This is a genomic window from Curtobacterium sp. MCLR17_040, assembly GCF_003234735.1.
In the GTDB taxonomy this organism is placed as follows: Bacteria; Actinomycetota; Actinomycetes; order Actinomycetales; family Microbacteriaceae; genus Curtobacterium; species Curtobacterium flaccumfaciens.
In genome coordinates this window covers 1-20,575 of sequence record NZ_QKTE01000033.1, presented here as the reverse complement: position 1 = coordinate 20,575, position 20,575 = coordinate 1, and the positions used below count along the sequence as shown (strand labels likewise).

Sequence of the window (20,575 nt, the reverse complement as noted above, 5' to 3'; positions counted from 1 at the left end):
CACACGCCCCACCCCACCCCGACAGGCACTCGCGGGACCCCTCACGTGCGCGCTCACTCCAGTAGCGTCGGGACCATGGAATTCAGGTACCTGGGCAACTCCGGACTCAAGATCTCCGAGATCACCTACGGCAACTGGCTGACGCACGGCTCGCAGGTCGAGAACGACGTCGCCACCCAGTGCGTGCGGGCAGCGCTCGACGCCGGCATCACCACGTTCGACACCGCGGACACGTACGCCAACACCGCCGCCGAGACCGTCCTCGGCGAGGCGCTCAAGGGCGAGCGGCGCCAGTCCCTCGAGGTCTTCACGAAGGTCTACTGGCCGACCGGCCCGAAGGGGCACAACGACGTCGGCCTCAGCCGCAAGCACATCATGGAGTCGATCGACGGCTCGCTCGAGCGACTGCAGACCGACTACGTCGACCTCTACCAGGCACACCGCTACGACTACGAGACCCCGCTCGAAGAGACGATGCAGGCCTTCGCCGACGTCGTCCGCCAGGGCAAGGCGCTCTACATCGGCGTCAGCGAGTGGTCCGCCGAGCAGATCCGCGCCGGTGCCGCACTCGCCAAGGAACTCGGCTTCCAGCTCATCTCGAACCAGCCGCAGTACTCGATGCTGTGGCGGGTCATCGAGGGCGAGGTCGTCCCCGCGTCGAAGCAGCTCGGCCTGTCGCAGATCGTCTGGTCGCCCATCGCGCAGGGCGTCCTGACCGGCAAGTACAAGCCGGGTCAGCCCCTGCCCGAGGGCTCGCGTGCCACGGACGAGAAGGGCGGCGCGGACATGATCAAGCGGTTCATGCGCGACGAGGTCCTCGAAGCCGTGCAGCGCCTGCAGCCCGTCGCCGACCAGGCCGGCCTCACGCTCGCGCAGCTCGCGATCGCGTGGACCCTGCAGAACGAGAACGTCGCGAGCGCCATCGTCGGTGCCTCGCGTCCGCAGCAGGTCACCGACAACGTGAAGGCCGCCGGGGTCAAGCTCGACGCGGACGCCCTCGCGGCGATCGACGAGGCACTCGGCGACATCCCGGAACGGGACGCGTCCAAGAACGTGTCCCCGTCGTCGCGCCCCGCGTAGACGCAACCGACCGACGGACGGGAGGCCCGGTGCCAGCTGGCACCGGGCCTCCCGTCCGTCGTCCGTGCGCCCCTGATCACCGCAGCTGACGGATCGTCAAGATGAACGGCATGTGTCGCGCATCTGGCAGAGGCCTGGCAAGTCGCGTACCCCGCCCAAACCACCCAACCACGCCCCCCGAATCGGGGGCATGACCCGAACTCGTACCCCCGTTCTGGTGTCACCCGACACCGGTGCGGTGCGGACCGTGCGCCCTGGCACGGTCCCGCGCCTGCTCGCCACCGCGAGGCAACTCGCGTCGTTCGGCACCATCGGTGCCGTCTGCTTCGTCATCGACCTGGGCGTCTACAACCTGCTCCGCGCCACCGTCATGTCGGACGGTCCCATCGCCGCGAAGATCGTGTCGGCCATCGTGGCGACCTCGGTCGCGTGGCTCGGCAACCGCTTCATCACCTTCCGTTCCCAGCGCCAGACCGGCCGCCGCGAGACCGTCCGAGAGGGGTTGCTCTTCGCTGCCACGAACCTCGTCGGCCTCGGCATCGCCGCTGCCTGCCTGTTCGTCTCGCACTACGTCCTCGGCTTCACGTCCACCCTCGCCGACAACGTCGCCGGCAACGGCGTCGGCCTCGTCCTCGGCACCGCGTTCCGGTTCGCCGCGTACAAGGCCCTCGTCTTCCGGTCCACCGACACACGTCCGAAGGGGTTCCCCGAATGACCATCTCAGCCGTGTTACTGACGGCCGCAGGGCCGCTGCTCCAGCCCGACGAACGCCCCGGCACGACCGGGGACGTCCCGAACCGCGGGACCACGGACGTGCCGACGGGAGGCTCGGGGCAGCTCCCACAGGCCGCCTGGTCGCTGGGCGAGTGGCTCGGCTACTCGACCCTCATCGCCCTCTCCGTGCTGCTCACGATCATCGCGTTGACCACCCTCTGGTGGATGCTGCACGCCTGGCGGTCCCGGGACGCGCTGAAGTCCACCAGCTTCAGCCAGACCCCGCGGCCGGCGGCACACCGGTTCACGCTCCTGGTGCCCGGTCGGCACGAGCAGGACGTGATGGGGCAGACGCTCGACATGCTCGCGATCCAGGACCACCCCGACTTCGAGATCATCGCGATCGTCGGGGAGGACGACCCGGAGACCGACGCCGTCGTGCGTGCTGCGGCGGCTCGGCACCCCTCCCTGATCAAGGTCGTGGTGGACGACACCCTGCCGAAGAACAAGCCGAAGGCGATGAACCTGGCGCTCCAGCACGCGACGGGCGACATCGTCGGGGTGTTCGACGCCGAGGACGAGGTCTACCCCCGGCTGCTCTCCCTCGTCGACTCGCGGTTCCAGGAGACCGACGCCGACGTGGTGCAGGGCGGCGTCCAGCTGATGAACTTCACGTCGAGCTGGTGGTCGCTCCGGAACGTCCTGGAGTACTACTTCTGGTTCCGCTCGCGCCTGCACTTCCACGCCGGGTCCAAGTTCATCCCGCTCGGGGGCAACACCGTCTTCGTGACGCGCTCCCGCCTGGAGTGGTCGAACGGCTGGGACGCGCACTGCCTCGCCGAGGACTGCGAGCTCGGCGTGCGGCTCTCCGCCGACGGTGCGAAGGTCGTCGTCGCCTACAGCCCCGAGGCCGTCACCCGCGAGGAGACCCCGCCGACCTTCGCCTCGCTGCTCAAGCAGCGCACGCGGTGGAACCAGGGCTTCCTGCAGGTGCTGGGCAAGGGGGAGTGGAAGAAGCTGCCGTCCTTCCGGCAGCGGTTCTTCGCCCGCTACATGCTCATGATGCCGTTCATCCAGGCGGCCACCGGGCTGCTCATCCCGCTGAGCGTCCTGATGATCCTGTTCGTCAAGGTGCCGACGGCGATCGCCCTGGTGTCGTTCATCCCGGTCGCACCGACGCTGATGCTGCTGGCCGTCGAGATCGTCGGGCTGAACGAGTTCGGCCGCCTGTACGGCGAGAAGGTCCGGCTCCGCGACTACGTGCGACTCGTGCTCGGCCTGGTGCCGTACCAGGTGTTCCTCGCCGCCGCGGCGGTCCGGGCAGTCGTCCGGCACGCCAAGGGCCAGAACGGGTGGGAGAAGACCGAGCACACCGGCCAGCACCGCAACGGACAGGTGGTCGGCTTCGCCTCGGACCTGGACGGATCGGGCGCAGCGTCGTCCGCGGGCGCAGCGTCGTCCGCGGGCGCAGCGTCGTCCGATCGTGCGTTCGCCGGCACCACCACGGGAGGCACCCGATGACCGCCAGCATCACCGACACCACGGGCATCCCGATCCGTGGTGGCTCCACCGCCCACCGCACCGGCATCGGGGCGTGGTTCCGCCGGCACGCAGCCAGCCTGACGTGGTTGCTGCCCGTCGTCGCGGTGACCGTGCTCGTCCAGGCCTGGAACATGTCGGGCACACCGCAGCGCATCGACGACGAGGGGACGTACACCGCCCAGGCGTGGGCGATCACGAACCTCGGCGAGCTCACCCACTACACGTACTGGTACGACCACCCGCCGCTCGGATGGATCCAGATCGCCGGGTACACCGGGCTGACCGGGGCGTTCGCGCGGTACCCCTTCGCGGTGGAGGCCGGGCGCGAGGCCATGGTGTTCTTCTCCGCCGTCTCGAGCATCCTGCTGTTCGTCCTGGCCCGGCGGCTCGGTGCCGGACGGATCACCGCGGCCGCGGCCGGACTCGTCTTCGCGCTGTCACCGCTCGCGCTCCAGTACCACCGCACCGTGTACATCGACAACGTCGCGACGCCCTGGCTGCTCGCCGCGTTCGTCCTCGTGCTGAGCCGTCGCCAGCAGCTCGCCGGGTTCGCCGGTGCCGCTGCCTGCCTCGGCATCGCCGTGCTGTCCAAGGAGACCTACCTGCTCGCGCTGCCGTTCCTCATCTGGATGGCCGTGCGTCGCGCCGACAAGAGCACCCGCCGGTACACGCTCAGCGTCGCCGGGGCCGTGCTCGTGCTGATCGGCGGCGGGTACCTGCTGCTCGCCGCGGTGAAGGGCGAACTCGTGCCGGGCGCCGGGCGGGTCAGCCTGTGGGAGGGCGTCACCTACCAGCTCGGTTCGCGGACCGCTTCCGGATCGGTGTTCGACGGGGGCAGCCTGGCGAACGAGGCCGCCGCGCAGTGGTGGGCACTCGACCCGGTGTTCATCGTGCTCGGCTCGGTCGCCGCAGTCGTGGGGCTGTTCCTGCGCCGGGTCCGACCGATCGCCGCGATGCTCGTGTTCCTGCTCGCGGTGATGTTCCGGCCGAACGGGTACCTGCCGGTGCCGTACGTCATCATGCCCATCCCGTTCGCGGCGCTCCTCGTCGCGTACACCGCCGAGCGTGCCGTCCTGACGATCGCCGGTCGGGTCCACACCCGGAGCCGGTTCGGCCCGAGGGCACGGCGCGGCCTCGGCATCACCTGGGCCGTCGTCACGGCTGCGGCGCTCGTCGTCGCGGTGCCGCTGTGGGGGACCCAGCTGCGCGGGTTCCTGCTCGGCAACCTCGACCTGCCCATGCAGCAGGCCGAGCAGTGGGTGGGCGGCAACGTGCCGAAGTCCTCGCGTCTGCTGGTCGACGACGCCATGTGGGTCGACCTGGTGGACGACGGCTTCGCCCGGAACAACGTCGTCTGGTACTACAAGCTCGACACCGACGGAGCGGTGGAACGGCAGTCCCCGAACGGCTGGAAGGACTCGGACTACGTCATCACGACGGACTCCATGCGCACGGGCGGCAACTCGTCCACCGACGTGCGCCAGGCGATCGAGAACTCCACGGCCGTCGCGACCTTCGGCACCGGTGACCAGCAGGTCGAGGTCCGCCGGATCCACGCCGAGGGAGCCAGTGCTGCCGAGACCGCGATCACCCGGGCCACCGACGTCCGGAAGACCCTGGGGACCGAGCTCGCCTCGAACCCGGCCCTGCGTGCGGACGACGGCACGAAGTCGCAGTTCCGCGCCGGACAGGTCGACTCGCGGGCGATGATCGCGCTCGGTCAGGTGCTCGCCGACCAGGACGTGCGGATCGACCGGTTCACCCCGCGCACCGGGGAGACCGGCCAGCCGTTCCGCACCGTCGTCCTGCACACGAGCGACGACGCCTCGGCCGCCCGGGTCCTCCGGACCTTCGACGCCATGTCCCAGGCGTTCCGGCCGAACTCGGTCGAGCGCGAGGGAGCACGGCTCACGGTGACGTACGCCCCGGCCGACCCGACGACGACCGCGACGAGCGCCTCGTGACCCCCGATCGCTCGACCGAGCGGGAGCTGGCCGAGCTGGCGTCCCGCGAGCGGGCAATCTCCGAGCGGGCGTTCCGCGAGCGGGCGAAATGCCCGGAGGGCTCCGGCGTGGACCCTGGCATTTCGCCCGCTCGCCGGGGCGGCCGCGGAACCGTTCTCTGCGAACACGTCGGGGCGGAGCGCCCGCTGGCCGAGCGGGCGAAATGCCCGGAGGGCTCCGGCGTGGACCCCGGTATTTCGCCCGCTCGTCCGGGGGCACGCACGGCCCGCACGAACCGCACGACCCGCACGACCCGCACGGCCCGCACCTCGACACGACACCCGCACGCCAACCGCACCTCGACCCGAAGGAGCACCATCATGACCGCACGCACCACGAACCGCCGCCGCACCGTCGTCGTCGGAGCGCTCGCCGCCACACTCGTCGCCGCGACGGTCGGGCTCGCCGCCCCGCAGACCGCCTCCGCCGCGACGGCCGACCAGGGCTGGCTCCGCGTCGGACACCTGTCGCCGGACACGAAGGGCGTCGACGTCGAACTGTCCAGCCTCGCCGGGGGAAAGACCGTCTTCGAACTCGACGACGTCACCTACGGCCAGGTCAGCCCGTACAAGAAGCTGCCGGTCGGCACCTACGTCCTGTCGATGCGCGCCGCCGATGCCCCGCGTGCCACCCCCGTCATCTCCACCGACGTCACCGTGCAGAAGGGCGACGCCAGCACCGTCGTCGCCTACGGCAAGAACGACGGGCTGAAGACGACCGCGTTCACCGACGACCTGCAGCAGCCCGGCGACGGCAAGGCGAAGCTCCGGCTCGTCCAGGCCGCCACCACCGCGAAGCGCGTCGACGTGCAGACCTCCGACGGCACCCCCATCGCCGAGGACGCCACCTTCGGCAGCGCCACCAAGTACGCAACGGTCGACGCCGGCAAGTGGTCACTCGACGTCTCCGGCAGCGGCCAGCGGGGCACCGCCAAGGTCGACCTCGCCGGCAACACGGTCTCGACCCTGTTCGTCCTCGACGACAGCAAGGGCAACCTGACGGTCGTGCCCGTGACGGACGCCGCGGCGACCGCCGCGACCCCGTCCGGCGGTGTGCAGACCGGCGGTGGCGGCGCAGCCGCCGACCGACCGGTGACGGAGGCGGTCCACGCGGCCGTCGCGATGCTCCGTTCGCTGTTCCGCTGACGCCCCGGACTGGAGGCGCGGATCACGTGCGCTGAACGGCCCACGTGATCCGCGCCTCCCCTCCGACCCCCCCCCACCATCCCCGGAGAGGCAGGCCAGCATGACCCGCAGGACCTGGATACCGGTCGTCGCAGTGGCGGCGGTGCTCGTCGCCGTCGTCGTCGCGATCGTCGCCGTCCGCCCCTGGTCGTCGAGCACCACGACCGCCGCTCGCGGCACGGCGACCCCGACCTCGACCACCGCGCCCGACGGGGCGCGCTCACCGCAGCAGCTGCGGTCGGCGTTCCTGGACCGCTACGTCGAGGGCGGTCGCGTCGTCCGCACCGACCAGGGCGGTGACACCGTCAGCGAGGGGCAGGCGTACGGCTTGCTCATCGCCTACGCGAACGACGACCGTGCACGCTTCGACGCGATCTGGGAGTGGACGAAGGACCACCTGCTCACCGGTGACGACCTGCTGGCGTGGCGGTGGACGTCCGACGAGGGCGTCGCCGACGAGCAGTCCGCGAGCGACGCCGACCTCGACGCAGCCCGGGCGCTCGTGCTGGCGGGGAAGGCCTGGGACGACGACCGGTACACCGCCGCCGGCAAGCGCATCGCGGCGGCGATCCTCCAGCACGAGACGGCCCGGACGGACCTCGGCACGATCCTGCTGCCCGGACCGTGGGCAGATCAGGAGCCCTACAGCTACAACACGTCGTACGCCTCGCCCGCGGCCTTCTCGGTGCTGGCGGACGCCACCGGGGACGACCGGTGGAACGCGCTGAACCGGGGTTCCCGCGCCGTGACGGCCGCCGTGCTGGACGCCACCGACCTGCCCAGCGACTGGTCCCAGGTGCACGCCGACGGATCGGTGGACCCGATGCCGGCCGTCGGTGGCGACGGGCGCGTGCTCTACGGGTACGACGCGATGCGGACGCCGCTCCGGTACGCCGAGGCGTGTTCGGCGCCCGACCGGGAGCTCGCGGCGGCGCTCGCGCCCACGCTCGGACGGACGACGCGCCTCGCCTCGCAGCTCGACCTCGGCGGCACCCCGGTGACGCAGGACACGAACGCGCTGGCCTACACCGCGCGGGCCGCGGCCGAGCAGGCCGCCGGTTCCTCCCGTGCGGCTGCCGCCGACCTCGAGCGGGCCGACCGTACCGCGGCGACCACACCGACCTACTACGGCGACGCCTGGTTGGCCATCGGTTCGACCATGCTGACCTCCGACGTGCTCGGGGGATGCGCCAGCGACGTGGGAGGCGGCTCGTGAGCGGCCGTCGGAGCGCCGGGCGCGTCTCGGCCGTCCGGCGCCGAGGCGTGGTGATCGGTGCCGTGGTCGCCGCCGTCGTGGTGGTCGGGGGCGTGGCCGGGGTGGCGGTCGCGTCGACCGTGGGCGGTGGCGCGTCGTCGTCCCCGCCGCAGTCCTCGTCGTCTCCGTCGCAGTCGTCGTCGTCCTCGTCCTCTTCTTCGTCCTCGGGCTCCGGCACCGACGGGTTCCAGGACCCGGCCGCACCCGAGGCCCGCTCGACGGCCACCCCGGTCAGCGTGTCGATCCCGGCCATCGGCGTGCGGTCCTCGCTCGAGGACCTGCACCGCGGTGCTGCCGGAGAACTCGACCCGCCCGTCGACTGGGACAGCGCGGGCTGGTTCAGCGACGGGATCGTCCCCGGCGAGGTCGGCCCCGCCGTCATCGCCGGTCACGTCGACAGCCCGACGAGCGCCGCGGTGTTCTTCCGGCTCGACGAACTGGTCGCCGGCGACGAGGTCCACGTCCGGATGTCCGACGGCACCACCCGCACCTTCACCGTCGACCGTTCCGAACGCGCCGCCAAGTCGGCGTTCCCGACGAGCGACGTCTACGGCCCCACCCCCACCCCGCAACTCCGACTCATCACCTGCGACGGCACGTTCGACACCGCCACCGGGCACTACACGGACAATCTGATCGTGTTCGCAGACCTCTCGTCGGATTGACCCACCAAGCCAGCGATACATTCGACTGCGAGCACGAGGAGCACCATGAGCGAGACCCTGGTCATCATCCCGACCTACGACGAAGCCGAGAACGTCCGGCCGATCGTCGAGCGCACGTTGGCCGCGACCGACGACTCCGTGCACGTGCTCGTCGTCGACGACAACTCACCCGACGGCACCGGCGACATCGCGGACGCCATCGCCCGCGAGACCGGTCGGGTTCACGTCATGCACCGCACCGTCAAGGACGGCCTGGGCGGCGCGTACCTGTCCGGCTTCGCGTGGGGCCTGGAACACGGCTACGCCAAGCTCGTCGAGATGGACGCCGACGGCTCCCACCACCCCGAGTACCTGCCCTGGATGCTCGAGCTCGCCGACTCGAACGACCTGGTGCTCGGCTCCCGGTGGATCAAGGGGGGCAAGGTCGAGAACTGGCCCTGGTACCGCCTCCTGCTCTCCCGCGGTGGCAACCTGTACACCCGCCTCGCCCTGGGCATCGCGGTGCGCGACGCGACCGGCGGGTTCCGGGTGTTCACCTCGCGGGCGTTCGAGCGGATCGACCTCGCCGGGGTCGCGTCGAAGGGGTACTGCTTCCAGGTGGACCTGTGCTGGCGTGCCCTCGAGGCGGGTCTCCGGGTCGTGGAGACCCCGATCACGTTCACCGAGCGGGAGTTCGGCGTCTCGAAGATGAGCGGCAACATCGTGCGCGAGAGCCTGGCGCTCGTGACGAAGTGGGGCATCGACCGCCGGATCCGCGAGACCCGCTCCCTGGTGAAGGACCACCGCAAGCTGCCGTCCGTGCGGAAGAACGCGCACGCGGTCGCCGACCACGCGGGCTGACGCCGGGGACACGCGAACGCCTGAACGCACGAACGGCGACGGACCCAGGGGGTTCGTCGCCGTTCGTGTGTGCAGCCAGCGGGTGGCTCGCGCAGCCCGCGGGTGGCTAGCGCAGCACGACCACGCCGCGGCCGCGGAACCGGACGACGCCGGCATCGACCTCGGTCGCGCCGAACCCGTAGAGCTCCTCGCCCACGGCGTCGGGCACCGGCACCTCGGCTGCGTCGTCGGCGAAGTTCACCACGACGTGCACCGGAGCCACATCGGGGCCGAGCAGCCCGCGGGTGAGCACCAGCCAGCGGCGGTCCTCGCTGAAGCGGACGGCGTTCGCCTCGTAGCGGTGGTCGACGAACGCCTGGTCGGTGCGCCGTAGGGCGATGAGCACCCGGTAGGCCCGCAGGATCGCCGCACCGCGCTCGGAGCTGACGTCGGCCCAGTCGAGCTTGGAGTTGGTGAACGTCGTCGGGTCCTGCGGGTCCGGCACCGCTGACTCGTCCCACCCGTGCTCGGCGAACTCGGCGATGCGCCCTTCTGCGGTGGCCTTGCCGAGCTCGGGCTCCGGGTGCGAGGTGAAGAACTGCCACGGCGTCGAGGCCGCGAACTCCTCGCCCATGAACAGCATCGGCGTGAACGGCCCGAGCAGCGTCAGGGCCGCGGCGATCACGAGCCCCTCGTCGTCGAGCGTCGCCGCGAGCCGGTCGCCGGCGGCGCGGTTGCCGATCTGGTCGTGGTTCTGGTTCGCGACGACCAGGGCCGTCACGGGGGAGGTCCCGCGGTCGATCGGCCGGCCGTGCCGCTTGCCGCGGAACGACGACCAGGTGCCGTCGTGGAAGAAGCCGTCCTCGAGCACCTTCGCCAGCGCCGACAGCGGAGCGAAGTCGGCGTAGTAGCCGTTCGTCTCGCCGGTGAGCGCCACATGCACGGCGTGGTGAAAGTCGTCCGACCACTGCCCGGCGAGGCCGTACCCGGCGGCCTCGCGCGGCCGGAACATCACCGGGTCGTTGAGGTCGGACTCCGCGATGAGCGACAGCGGACGACCGACGAAGGACGAGTAGGCGTCGGTCTCGTCGGCCATCGAGGCCAGCACGTGCGGGCGGGTGGTGTCGCGGATCGCGTGCACGGCGTCGAGCCGGAGCCCGTCGACGTGGTGGTCGCGGAACCACATGCGCACGTTGTCGAGCACGTACCGGCGGACCTCGGGGTGCTCGACGTTCACCGAGTCACCCCAGGTGTTGCCGAGCCCGGCCAGCAGGTACGGGCCGTACAGCGGCAGGTAGTTGCCGCTCGGTCCGAGGTGGTTGTGGACGACGTCCTGGATGACCCCGAGCCCCAGCGCGTGCGCCGTGTCGACGAACCGGTCGTAGGCGTCCGGGCCGCCGTACGGGGCGTGCACGGAGAACCAGCCGACCCCGTCGTAGCCCCAGTTCCACTCGCCGTTGACGGCGTTGACGGGGAGGAGCTCGACGAACTCGACCCCGAGCTCGACCAGGTGGTCCAGCTTCTGGGCGGCGGCGTCGAGCGTGCCCTCGGGCGTGTAGGTGCCGATGTGCATCTCGTAGATCACGGCACCGCGGGCCGGACGGCCGGTCCACGACTCGTCGGTCCACGCGAACCGTGCGGGATCGACGACCTCGGACGGGCCGTGTACGCCCTCGGGCTGGTACCGGCTGCGCGGGTCCGGTCGGACCGCGTCGTCGTCGCCGATGCGGAACCCGTAGCGTGCGCCGACGACCGGCATCACGGCGTCGGTGGACCACCAGTCGTCGTCGCCCTTGGTGAGCGGGTACTCGACGCCGTCGACGACGAGCCGGACCCAGTCCGGCTCGGGTGCCCAGACGGCGTAACGGTCGGGTGCGGTCATGCGTGACCCTCCAGGATGTCGATCTCGGCCTGCGCGTCGGTCTCGGTGGCGTCCGTCGTGCGGTCGGCGGCGGGCCGGGAGGCACCGCTCGCGTCGGTCACGGCGGTCACCGCGTCGGCGTGGCCGGCTGCACCGACCGCGTCGGCGGGCACGAGGAGCGCGACCGGGTAGGTGGTGAGCAGGTCGGCCAGCGGGATCCCGCGGTCGGCGGGGACGTGTCGGCCGGTGAGCAGGTCGACGCGCTCGACGGGGACGGCGTGCACCAGCGTGTCGCCCCAGCCGCCGACCCGGTCGAGGCCGATCGGCAGACGCGTCGCGATCGTCACGGCACCGCCGCGGTCGAACGCGATGACGTGGTCAGCCGCGCTGCCGGTGGCCTCGAGCTCCAGGTACCGGGTGAAGAGCTCCGGGTGGTCCCGACGGATGCGCAGTGCACGGGTCGTGACCAGGAGCTTCGCGGCACCGTCGATCCCGATGGCCGGCAGGTCCTCGGGGCCGTCGTCGTCCGGGCCGTCGAGCTCGGCGAGCACGTGGCGCCGCTCGGCGTAGTCGACCGGACGACGGTTGTCGGGGTCGACGAGCGAGCGGTCCCAGAACTCGGTGCCCTGGTAGACGTCGGGGACGCCCGGGGCGGTGAGCTGGACGAGTTTCTGGGCGAGACCGTTCGACCACCCGGCGGCGTCGATCTGCTCGTCGAGGGCGTCGAGCACGGCGACCAAGTCCGGGTTGTCGAACGCGGCGTCGACGATCGCGTGCATCTGCTGCTCGAACGCCTCGTCGGGCTCGGTCCACGTGGTGCTGTCTCCGGCTTCGCGGGAGGCCTTCTCGGCGTACGCGTGCAGACGCTCCCGGCTGGCGGGCCGGGCGCCGACGATCGCCTGCCAGAGCAGGTCGGCGAACACGCGGTCCTGCAACGGCACGAGCGACTGCAGACGCCCGAGCGTGGCGGCCCACTCGTCGCCGAGCTCGGCCAGCACGGCGATGCGGGCGCGGGTGTCCTCGCTGCGCTTCGTGTCGTGCGTGGTGAGCGTCGTCATGGTGTGCGGCCAGCTGCCGAGGCGTTCGCGCTGGGCCCGGTGGAAGTCCGCCACCGAGACGGCGAAGACGCTCGGGTCGCCGCCGACCTCGCTCAGGGACGACAGGCGCGAGGTGCGGTAGAACGCCGTGTCCTCGACGCCCTTCGCCATCACCATGCCGCTGGTCTGCTGCAGTCGGACCGCCGCGGCGTTCGTCGGGTCGACGAGTGCCGGTGCGATCCGGTCGATGACGTCGTCGAGGTCCGGGCGGGCCTCGGCGGCACGCTCGAGTGCGGTGATGAGGTGGTGGGCGCCCTCGGGCAGGTACGTGCGGTACACGTCGAACGAGGCCACGATCTCGGCGACCGCATCGACGATCCGCTCGTGCGTGATCGTCTCCGTCGCGGCGCTCGGCGCGAGCAGGCGTGCGAGCCGCTCGACCTCGCTGCCGAGGATGCCGTCGGCGATGCCCCGTCTGGTGTCGTGCGTGAGCTGCTGCCAGTCGGCCGGTTCGGCGCCCGACGCCGCGGTCAGCGCCTGTTCACCGGCGGGGTCGACGAACACGCGGTCGAGCACCCCGAGGGCGTCGTACCCGGTGGTGCCGTCGACCGGCCACGAGCTCGGCAGCTGCTCGCCGGGCTCGAGGATCTTCTCGACGAGGGTGTACGCCCCACCGGTCAGGTCCGCCAGGTCCTGCAGGTAGCCCGCCGGGTCGTACAGCCCGTCCGGGTGGTCGATGCGCAGTCCGTCGACGAGTCCGTCGCGGAACCAGCCGCCGATGACCCCGTGCGAGGCCGCGAAGACCTCGGGCTCCTCGACGCGGATCGCCGCGAGGGTGTTCACCGCGAAGAACCGGCGGTAGTTCAGGTCGTGGTCGGCGCGCTTCCAGTGCACGAATGCGTAGTGCTGGCGGTCGTGGACGGTCTCGACGGTGTCGCCGTCGTGCACCGTTCCGGGTGCGGTGGGGTAGGCCGTCTCGCCGACGCGGAGCACCGGACGCTCGGCGTCGGACGTGTCGAGCGTGACCGCCTCGAGCAGCCGGTCGTCGAGCACGGGGACGCGGAGCTTGCCGTCGCCGGCTTCCCAGTCCACGTCGAAGGCCCACGCCACGGGGGAGCCCTGCCCGAGTTCGAGCAGGGACCACCACCACGGGTTCGACTCGGGGGTCGCGACGCCCACGTGGTTCGGCACCACGTCGACGATGACCCCGAGGCCGACGGCGTGCGCGGCCTCGGCCAACGCCCGCATCGCCTGGTCGCCACCACGGTCGGTGTCGACCCGCGTGTGGTCGACCACGTCGTAGCCGTGGTTCGACCCGGACTCGGCCTGCAGCACCGGCGACAGGTACAGCCAATCGGCGCCGAGGTCGTGCACGTAGTCGACCAGGTCGCGTGCAGCGTCGAGGTCGAAGTCGGCCGAGACCTGCAGCCGGTAGGTCGACGCGGGGACGCGGTTCGCGGCGCCGGGCGTTCCGGCGGTCATCGGGCGGTTCCGCTCGGTGCGGTGGAACCGGCCGGGTTCACCGGGGTGACGGCGTCCTGCGGGGCGTCCGGTTCGGGGGCGCCGTCCTGCTCGGCGTCGACCGGGGTGCTCGTGACCTCGTGGTCGGGCTCGGCACGCAGCACGATCATCGACCGGGCGGGGACGTCGAGCGGGGTACCCGCGTCGAGCACCTCGTCGCGGGCACCGGGGTCGGCGGTGTCGATCCGGACGGTCCAGCCGGGGGAGTACTCCTCGGGCGGGAGCGTGAACGTCACGACGTCGTCGTGGGCGTTGAAGTACGTGATGAAGCCGACGTCGGTGACGCGCTCACCACGGGCATCGCGTCCGCGGATGCCCTCGCCGTTCAGGTACATGCCGACGCTCTTGCCGAAGCCGGAGTCCCAGTCCTCGGGGTCCATGGCGTCGCCCGAGGGGGTCAGCCAGACCACGTCGGGCAGCGGCTCGCCCTCGCCACGACGGACGGGACGGCCGTTGAAGTACCGGGTCCGGCGGAACGTGGGGTGGTCGTGCCGCAGCTTCACCACGTCGGCGGTGAACTGGATGAGGTCTTCGTCCGCGCTGTCCCAGTCGATCCAGCTGAGCTCGGAGTCCTGCGCGTAGACGTTGTTGTTGCCGGACTGCGACCGGCCGAGCTCGTCGCCGTGCGCGATCATCGGCACACCCTGGCTCAGGAGCAGGGTCGCCAGGAAGTTTCGGCGACGCTGCAGCCGCAGGGCGTTCACGGACTCGTCGTCGGTCGGGCCCTCGGCGCCGGAGTTCCACGACCGGTTGTGGCTCTCGCCGTCGTTGTTGTCCTCGCCGTTGGCCTCGTTGTGCTTCTCGTTGTAGGCCACCAGGTCGTACAGCGTGAAGCCGTCGTGCGCGGTGATGAAGTTGATGCTCGCCTTGGGCGTGCGGCCGTCGTGCTCGTACAGGTCGGCCGAGCCGGAGATCCGGGAGGCGAATTCGCCGAGCGTCGACGATTCACCGCGCCAGAAGTCACGGACGGTGTCGCGGTACTTGCCGTTCCACTCGGACCACTGGGGCGGGAAGTTGCCGACCTGGTAGCCACCGGGGCCGACGTCCCACGGCTCGGCGATCAGCTTGACCTGCGACACGATCGGGTCCTGCTGCACCAGTTCGAAGAAGGCCGACAGCCGGTCGACCTCGTAGAACTCACGGGCCAGCGCCGACGCGAGGTCGAAGCGGAACCCGTCGACGTGCATCTCGGTCACCCAGTAGCGGAGCGAGTCGAGGATGAGCTGCAGCGAGTGCGGGTGCCCGACGTTGAGCGAGTTCCCCGTGCCCGTGTAGTCCATGTAGAACTTCTTGTCGTCATCGACCAGGCGGTAGTAGGCCGCGTTGTCGATGCCGCGGAACGACAGCGTCGGGCCGAGGTGGTTGCCCTCGGCGGTGTGGTTGTAGACGACGTCGAGGACGACCTCGATGCCGGCGCGGTGCAGCTCGCGCACCATCGTCTTGAACTCCTGGACCTGCTGGCCCTGGTCGCCCGACGACGAGTACGCCGAGTGCGGCGCGAAGAAACCGATGGTGTTGTAGCCCCAGTAGTTCGACAGCCCCTTGTCCTGCAGGGTCGAGTCGTTCACGAACTGGTGCACCGGCATGAGCTCGAGCGTGGTGATGCCGAGGCGCTGCAGGTGTTCGATGACCGCGGGGTGGGCGACGCCGGCGTAGGTGCCGCGCTGCTCTTCCGGCACATCCGGGTGGGTCTCCGTGAGCCCCTTGACGTGCGCTTCGTAGATGACGGTCTCGCCGTACGGCGTGCGCGGCGGGCGATCACCCTGCCAGTCGAAGAAGGGGTTGATCACGACGCCCTTCATCATGTGCGACGCGGAGTCCTCGTCGTTGGTCGAGTCCGGGTCGCCGAACGTGTACGAGAAGAGCGACTGGTCCCAGTCGATCTCGCCGCTCGTCGCCTTGGCGTACGGGTCGAGCAGGAGCTTCGACGGGTTGCAGCGCGCGCCGGAGTCCGGGTCGTACGGGCCGTGCACGCGGAAGCCGTACTCCTGCCCGGGGCCGATGTTGGGGAGGTACGCGTGCCAGACGTAGGCGTCCACCTCGAGCAGGCGGACGCATTCTTCGTTGCCGTCGGAATCGAACAGACAGAGTTCGACGCGCTCGGCGACCTCGGAGAACAGCGCGAAGTTCGTGCCGCTCCCGTCGTAGGTCGCCCCGAGCGGGTACGGGTTTCCGGGCCAGGTGTGCAAACGGTCCTCCAGGTGTGGGTGCGGCCAACATATCGGCGGCGCTCGTCCGCGTCCGCAGACAAGCCCCAGCTGTGGATGCGTGATGCGCCCCGCGGCCTGTGGAGGAACGGACGAGTAGCGTCGCGCGCATGGCCAACATCGTCTCGAAGATCGCAGACCAGGTCCGCCCGCTCGGGGTCTCCACGAACTACGGAGAACCCGTCGAGGTCGGCGACCAGACCCTCATCCCCGTGTCCGTCAGCTGGTTCGGCTTCGGTGGCGGCGGGGACGACGAGAACGGTGGCGGCGGTGGCGGCGGCCTGTCGGCCCCCGTCGGCGCCTACGTGCGCCGTCCGGGCAAGGACCTCGTGTTCGAGCCGAACCCGATGTCGCTGATCGTCGTGGGCATCCCCTTCGTGTGGGTGGCCGGGCGTGTCCTCCGCAAGCTGGTGCGCGCGCTCAAGAAGTGACCATCTGACGGACGGGAGGCCCGTGGCGACGCCGCCACGGGCCTCCCGTCCGTCACGCGGTCGCGACCGCGTCTAGACTGCTGGCACACACACGGGAGTCCGGGACCGCCGGGCTGAGAGGGAGCGATCGGCGCTCCGACCGTCGAACCTGATCCGGATCATGCCGGCGCAGGGAGGAGTCAGCAGCATGCCTTCAGGCACGTCCACAACCGTCACCACCGCTCCGCGGCGATCGCTGCGGTGGCGGGTCGTCGACATCGTCGTCGCGAGTGTCCTCGCGGTGGCCCTCGGAGTCGTCTTCCGGCTCTGGGAGTTCGGCTACGAACCCATCAGCGCCGTCATGGACCTCGTGCTCCCCGGCACGAAGGCCCTGTTCGGCGGGGTCTGGCTGCTCGCCGGCCCGATCGTCGCGATCGTCGTCCGCAAGCCCGGCGCCGCGCTCTACGGCGAGATGGTCGCCGCCTCGGTCGAGGCGTTGTTCGGCACCCAGTGGGGATGGCTCACGCTCGAGGCGGGGCTCGTCCAGGGTCTCGGCGCGGAGATCGTCCTCGCGCTGTTCCTGTACCGCGTCTACCGCCTGCCGGTCGTCGTGCTCGCCGGTGCCGCAGCCGGACTCGCGCTCGGCATCAACGACACCGTCCTCTGGTACCCGGGGCTCGACGTCGCCTTCAAGGTCGTCTACGTGATCTGTGCGGTCATCTCCGGTGCCGTGATCGCGGGGGCGGGCTCGTGGCTCATCGTCCGGGCACTCGCCCGTACCGGGGTGCTGTCGTCCTTCGCGGCCGGCCGCGAGCACAGCCGTCGCGAGCCCCGCGCCCTGGTGTGACCGTGCCCGCTCCGTCGGCGGCGTCCCCTTCCACCGGCGGCGACGCCGGCGCAGGTGCCGGCGTCCGCGGGGCGCGCATCGCGTTCCGTGGCTGGGGCTGGCGGTACCCGGAGCGCGACGCCTGGGCCGTCCGTGACGTCGACCTGACCGTCGAGCCGGGGGAGCGGGTCGCCGTCGTCGGGCCGTCCGGTGCCGGCAAGTCGACGCTCCTGCGAGCGGTCGCCGGCGTGCTGCCCGACGAGCCCGACGCCACCGACGACACCGCTGCTTCGGTGCAGGGGACACTCCTGGTCGACGAGGCCGACCCCCGCGCGGTCCGCGGGCGTGTCGGTCTCGTCATGCAGGACCCCGAGGCGCACACGGTGATGTCCCGGGTCGGCGACGACGTGGCCTTCGGCTGCGAGAACGCCGGCGTCCCTCGTGACGAGACCTGGGACCGGGTGCGGACGGCGCTCGACGTCGTCGGGCTCGACCTGCCGCTCGACCGCTCCACCGCGCAGCTGTCCGGTGGGCAGCGGCAGCGGTTGGCGCTCGCGGGCGTGCTCGCGATGCGGCCGGGTGCGCTCGTGCTCGACGAACCCTGCGCGAACCTCGACCCGGACGGCGTGGCGCAGGTGCACGACGCCGTCCGGGCACTGCTCGACGAGACCGGGGCAACGCTGCTCGTGGTGGAGCACCGGATCGGCACCTGGCTGGACCTGGTCGATCGGCTCGTGCTGCTCGAACCGGGCGGCGGCGTGGTCGCGGACGGTCCGCCGGCCCGGGTGCTGGCGGACCACGGCGAGGCGCTCACGGCGGCCGGGGTCTGGGTGCCCGGTGTCGAGCCGGCGCGCGGTTCTGCCCGGCGGCTGCGGCGTGCGCGCGGACGAGCGGGCGAAATGCCCGGGGCGTCCGGCGGGGCGACCGCGGCATTCCGCCCGCTCGGCGAGGGGGAACCCGGCGAGGGAGCGCGGGAGATGACGTCGGCGGGACGAGCGGGCGAAATGCCCTGGGCGTCCGGTGGGGCGACCGCGGCATTCCGCCCGCTCGGCGATGGGGAGCTCGGCGAGGGGGTCGGCGCGGGGGAGCGTGACGACGCGGCGGCGGCTGCGGTACTGCTCGACGCCCGGGGGCTCGGCACGGCACGGGGGAAGCAACCGGTCGGGAACGGCATCGACCTGGAGCTCCGGGCCGGGCAGGTCCTCGCCGTCACCGGACCGAACGGCGTCGGCAAGTCGACGCTCGGGCTGACCCTCGCGGGCTTGCTCCCACCGGCCGCCGGTGAGCTCCGCGCCACGGACGCCCTCGCCGACGGCATCGGCACAGCGCCCCACGCCTGGACGAGCCGGGAACTCGCCGCCCGGATCGGCACGGTGTTCCAGGACCCCGAGCACCAGTTCGTCGCCCGCTCCGTCCGCGAGGAGATCGAGGCCGGACCCCGCGCACTCGATGCGCCGGACGCCGCCGAACGAGCCACCGCGCTGCTCGACGAGTTCGGGCTCGCACGCCTGGCCGACGCCAACCCCTTCACGCTGTCCGGGGGCGAACAACGACGACTCGCGATCGCCTCGGTCATCGCGGCTCGGCCGCCGGTCGTCGTGCTCGACGAGCCGACCTCCGGGCAGGACCGTGCCACGTGGCAGGCCGTCGTCGGTCGGCTCGGGGCCCTGGCTGACGCCGGCACCGCGGTGGTGGCGGTCACCCACGACCGCGACCTCGTCCGGGCACTCGACGCCGACGAGGTCGTGCTCGGGCCGGACGGCGCCCGGTCCGTCGGGAGCGACCAGGGGCCGTCGAACGCGACCATCCCGGAGACCGGGCCGACAGTCGGAAACCGCCCCGGGCCTCCAGACCGGACCGACACGGCCGACCACACAGCCGACCGGACGGACACGGCGGACGCGGCGGACGCGGCCGACGGAACCGACGCGACGAACCTCGTGCGACGACCGCTGCCGGCCCGCTCGACCGGCATCCCGGGCGTGCAGCCGGTCGCCTCGCTGATCGGTGTGCTCGCCCTCGGCGTCTGCCTGGTGCTCAGCCTCGACGTCGTCTCCGCCGCCGTCGCCCTGGCACTCGAACTCGCACTCCTGCCGCTCCTGCGCCTGCCGGTCCGGACCCTGCTGCTCCGACTCGCACCGGTGCTCGTCGCGGTGCCGCTGACGGCGGTGAGCATCGCGCTGTACGGCAGGCCCTCGGGTCGGGAGTGGTTCGACCTCGGGTTCGCGCACGTCACCGACGGGTCGCTCACGCTCGCGTTGGCGACCGCGCTCCGGGTCCTCGCGGTGGGGGTGCCAGCCATCGCGCTCTTCGTGCGGGTCGACCCGACCGACCTGGCCGACGGGCTCGCGCAGGTGCTCCGGCTGCCCGCGCGCTTCGTGCTCGGGGCGCTCGCCGCCGTCCGGATGATGACCTTGCTCGTCGACGACTGGCGACAGCTCGCGATGGCGCGACGCGCCCGAGGGCTGGCCGACTCCGGACGGCTGCGACGCGGGGCGACGATGGCGTTCGCGCTGCTCGTGCTCGCGTTGCGCCGGGCGACGACGTTGGCGGTGGCGATGGAGTCGCGGGGGTTCGGTGCTCCCGGACGGCGGACCTGGGCGCGGGTCGCACGGTTCGCCGGGCCGGAGTGGGCGATGGTAGCGGCGCTGGTCGGCGTCGGCATCATGTCGATCGCGGTCGCGGTGAGCGTGGGGACGTGGCGTGCCTGACGCGGAGCGCGCAGCCGGCACGACGGGCGCGAAGCGCGCGACGGGCACCGCCGCCGGTGACCTCGCCCCCGGTCTGGCCGCTGCTGCTGTCGGTGTCGCCGCTGCCACGGGCCGGCGCGCCGTCGTGCTCATCGACGGCCGGTCCGGCACGGGCAAGACCACCCTCGGAGCACAGGTCGCGGAGCAGCTCGGGGCGCAGCTCGTGCACCTGGATGACGTGTACCCGGGGTGGGACGGCCTGCGGGCGGCTGCCGATGCCGTGGTGACCGACGTCCTCGGAGCGCCGAGCGGGTACCGACGCTGGGACTGGGCGGCCGATGCGCCCGCGGACTGGGCGTCGGTGGACCCCGACCTGCCGATCGTGGTCGAGGGGTGCGGGGCGTTGTCGCGGGCGTCGGCACCGCTGGCGTCGTTGCGGGTGTGGCTCGAGGCCGACGACGCCGTGCGGTGGGACCGGGCGATCGGCCGCGACGGCGAGGTCTTCGCGCGCGAGTGGGACCGCTGGGCCGCGCAGGAGCAGGCCTTCATCGCCGCCGAGGACCCGGCCGCCCTGGCCGACGTGGTCCTGCGGACGTAGCGCGCGGGCACGCGCCGCACCGCGCCGCACCGCGGCGGCCGACGGCCCGCGGCGCAGGCCGGTGGCGAGCATCAAGGTTTCGCGCTCAGCGACACCTCACGGCCTCCGGAAGGCGAGAACTGTCGCTCAGCGCGAAATGTCAGCCCGCCGTGCCCGCCGCGCC

The 20,575-nt window shown here is 71.8% G+C and carries 15 protein-coding genes and 1 riboswitch; of the genes, 12 read left to right on the top strand and 3 right to left on the bottom strand.

All coding sequences use genetic code 11. The features are described 5' to 3' along the window. Nucleotides 1-75 precede the first annotated feature (75 nt). From DEJ01_RS17750 to DEJ01_RS17715, 8 genes are all read left to right on the top strand, one after another. Nucleotides 76-1,080, top strand: a complete 1,005-nt coding sequence (locus tag DEJ01_RS17750) for an aldo/keto reductase family protein (RefSeq protein WP_071405490.1) — start codon at nt 76-78, stop codon at nt 1,078-1,080. 217 nt (nt 1,081-1,297) lie between these two features. Continuing rightward, nucleotides 1,298-1,795 (top strand): GtrA family protein, encoded by a 498-nt coding sequence (locus DEJ01_RS17745; protein ID WP_258320816.1) that lies wholly within the window; start codon nt 1,298-1,300, stop codon nt 1,793-1,795. After that, entirely contained in the window at nt 1,792-3,315 is a 1,524-nt protein-coding gene (locus tag DEJ01_RS17740) for a glycosyltransferase (RefSeq protein ID WP_111093764.1), read from the top strand. The genes DEJ01_RS17745 and DEJ01_RS17740 overlap by 4 nt, the downstream gene beginning before the upstream one ends. Then, nucleotides 3,312-5,300 (top strand): glycosyltransferase family 39 protein, encoded by a 1,989-nt coding sequence (locus DEJ01_RS17735; RefSeq protein ID WP_111093763.1) that lies wholly within the window; start codon nt 3,312-3,314, stop codon nt 5,298-5,300. Before DEJ01_RS17740 ends, DEJ01_RS17735 begins: the two co-directional genes overlap by 4 nt. Nucleotides 5,301-5,659: 359 nt before the next feature. Then, the gene (locus DEJ01_RS17730; protein WP_111048000.1) at nt 5,660-6,484 is read left to right on the top strand and encodes a DUF4397 domain-containing protein; all 825 of its coding nucleotides are present in this window, start codon (nt 5,660-5,662) and stop codon (nt 6,482-6,484) included. 100 nt (nt 6,485-6,584) lie between these two features. Then, nucleotides 6,585-7,739: a glycosyl hydrolase family 8 gene (locus DEJ01_RS17725; protein ID WP_111093762.1), complete on the top strand. Its 1,155-nt coding sequence runs from the start codon at nt 6,585-6,587 to the stop codon at nt 7,737-7,739. Next, nucleotides 7,736-8,443, top strand: a complete 708-nt coding sequence (locus tag DEJ01_RS17720; protein WP_146245907.1) for a class F sortase — start codon at nt 7,736-7,738, stop codon at nt 8,441-8,443. Before DEJ01_RS17725 ends, DEJ01_RS17720 begins: the two co-directional genes overlap by 4 nt. A 45-nt stretch (nt 8,444-8,488) precedes the next feature. Next, nucleotides 8,489-9,283, top strand: a complete 795-nt coding sequence (locus tag DEJ01_RS17715) for a polyprenol monophosphomannose synthase (RefSeq protein WP_111024970.1) — start codon at nt 8,489-8,491, stop codon at nt 9,281-9,283. Nucleotides 9,284-9,389: 106 nt separating this feature from the next. Here the strand turns inward: DEJ01_RS17715 and treZ are convergent, their stop codons facing one another. The 3 genes from treZ to glgX are packed head-to-tail and all read right to left on the bottom strand — an operon-like array spanning nt 9,390 to nt 15,870. Then, nucleotides 9,390-11,144 carry a malto-oligosyltrehalose trehalohydrolase gene (gene treZ, locus DEJ01_RS17710; protein WP_111093761.1) on the bottom strand — a complete coding sequence of 585 codons (1,755 nt, stop codon included), beginning with the start codon at nt 11,142-11,144 and terminating at the stop codon, nt 9,390-9,392. Next, nucleotides 11,141-13,642 carry a malto-oligosyltrehalose synthase gene (treY, locus tag DEJ01_RS17705; protein ID WP_111093760.1) on the bottom strand — a complete coding sequence of 834 codons (2,502 nt, stop codon included), beginning with the start codon at nt 13,640-13,642 and terminating at the stop codon, nt 11,141-11,143. The genes treZ and treY overlap by 4 nt, the downstream gene beginning before the upstream one ends. Next, nucleotides 13,639-15,870, bottom strand: coding sequence for a glycogen debranching protein GlgX (gene glgX, locus DEJ01_RS17700; RefSeq protein ID WP_111055658.1), 2,232 nt, complete (start codon nt 15,868-15,870; stop codon nt 13,639-13,641). The genes treY and glgX overlap by 4 nt, the downstream gene beginning before the upstream one ends. Nucleotides 15,871-15,998: 128 nt before the next feature. Here glgX and DEJ01_RS17695 point away from each other — a divergent pair, with 128 nt between their 5' ends. The 4 genes from DEJ01_RS17695 to DEJ01_RS17680 all read left to right on the top strand — a co-directional run bounded on the left by DEJ01_RS17695 (nt 15,999) and on the right by DEJ01_RS17680 (nt 20,412). Further along, nucleotides 15,999-16,319: a hypothetical protein gene (locus DEJ01_RS17695; RefSeq protein ID WP_111093759.1), complete on the top strand. Its 321-nt coding sequence runs from the start codon at nt 15,999-16,001 to the stop codon at nt 16,317-16,319. A gap of 81 nt (nt 16,320-16,400) precedes the next feature. Continuing rightward, nucleotides 16,401-16,512: riboswitch (TPP riboswitch) on the top strand. Next, complete coding sequence (locus DEJ01_RS17690) at nt 16,507-17,145, top strand: ECF transporter S component (protein ID WP_027464637.1); 639 nt, start codon at nt 16,507-16,509, stop codon at nt 17,143-17,145. It overlaps the preceding riboswitch by 6 nt. A gap of 2 nt (nt 17,146-17,147) precedes the next feature. Beyond that, nucleotides 17,148-19,835, top strand: a complete 2,688-nt coding sequence (locus DEJ01_RS18545) for an ATP-binding cassette domain-containing protein (protein WP_220038711.1) — start codon at nt 17,148-17,150, stop codon at nt 19,833-19,835. Further along, a complete protein-coding gene (locus tag DEJ01_RS17680) occupies nt 19,828-20,412 on the top strand; it encodes an ATP-binding protein (RefSeq protein WP_258375752.1) in 585 nt (194 codons plus the stop codon). The genes DEJ01_RS18545 and DEJ01_RS17680 overlap by 8 nt, the downstream gene beginning before the upstream one ends. Nucleotides 20,413-20,575 lie beyond the last annotated feature (163 nt).

Excerpts from the sequence above, each read along its gene's own strand:
- DEJ01_RS17750 (WP_071405490.1), top strand. The coding sequence starts at position 76 with ATGGAATTCAGGTACCTGGGCAACTCCGGACTCAAGATCTCCGAGATC.
- DEJ01_RS17740 (WP_111093764.1), top strand. The coding sequence starts at position 1,792 with ATGACCATCTCAGCCGTGTTACTGACGGCCGCAGGGCCGCTGCTCCAG.
- DEJ01_RS17735 (WP_111093763.1), top strand. The coding sequence starts at position 3,312 with ATGACCGCCAGCATCACCGACACCACGGGCATCCCGATCCGTGGTGGC.
- DEJ01_RS17730 (WP_111048000.1), top strand. The coding sequence starts at position 5,660 with ATGACCGCACGCACCACGAACCGCCGCCGCACCGTCGTCGTCGGAGCG.
- DEJ01_RS17725 (WP_111093762.1), top strand. The coding sequence starts at position 6,585 with ATGACCCGCAGGACCTGGATACCGGTCGTCGCAGTGGCGGCGGTGCTC.
- DEJ01_RS17715 (WP_111024970.1), top strand. The coding sequence starts at position 8,489 with ATGAGCGAGACCCTGGTCATCATCCCGACCTACGACGAAGCCGAGAAC.
- treZ (WP_111093761.1), bottom strand. The coding sequence starts at position 11,144 with ATGACCGCACCCGACCGTTACGCCGTCTGGGCACCCGAGCCGGACTGG.
- treY (WP_111093760.1), bottom strand. The coding sequence starts at position 13,642 with ATGACCGCCGGAACGCCCGGCGCCGCGAACCGCGTCCCCGCGTCGACC.
- DEJ01_RS17695 (WP_111093759.1), top strand. The coding sequence starts at position 15,999 with ATGGCCAACATCGTCTCGAAGATCGCAGACCAGGTCCGCCCGCTCGGG.
- DEJ01_RS17690 (WP_027464637.1), top strand. The coding sequence starts at position 16,507 with ATGCCTTCAGGCACGTCCACAACCGTCACCACCGCTCCGCGGCGATCG.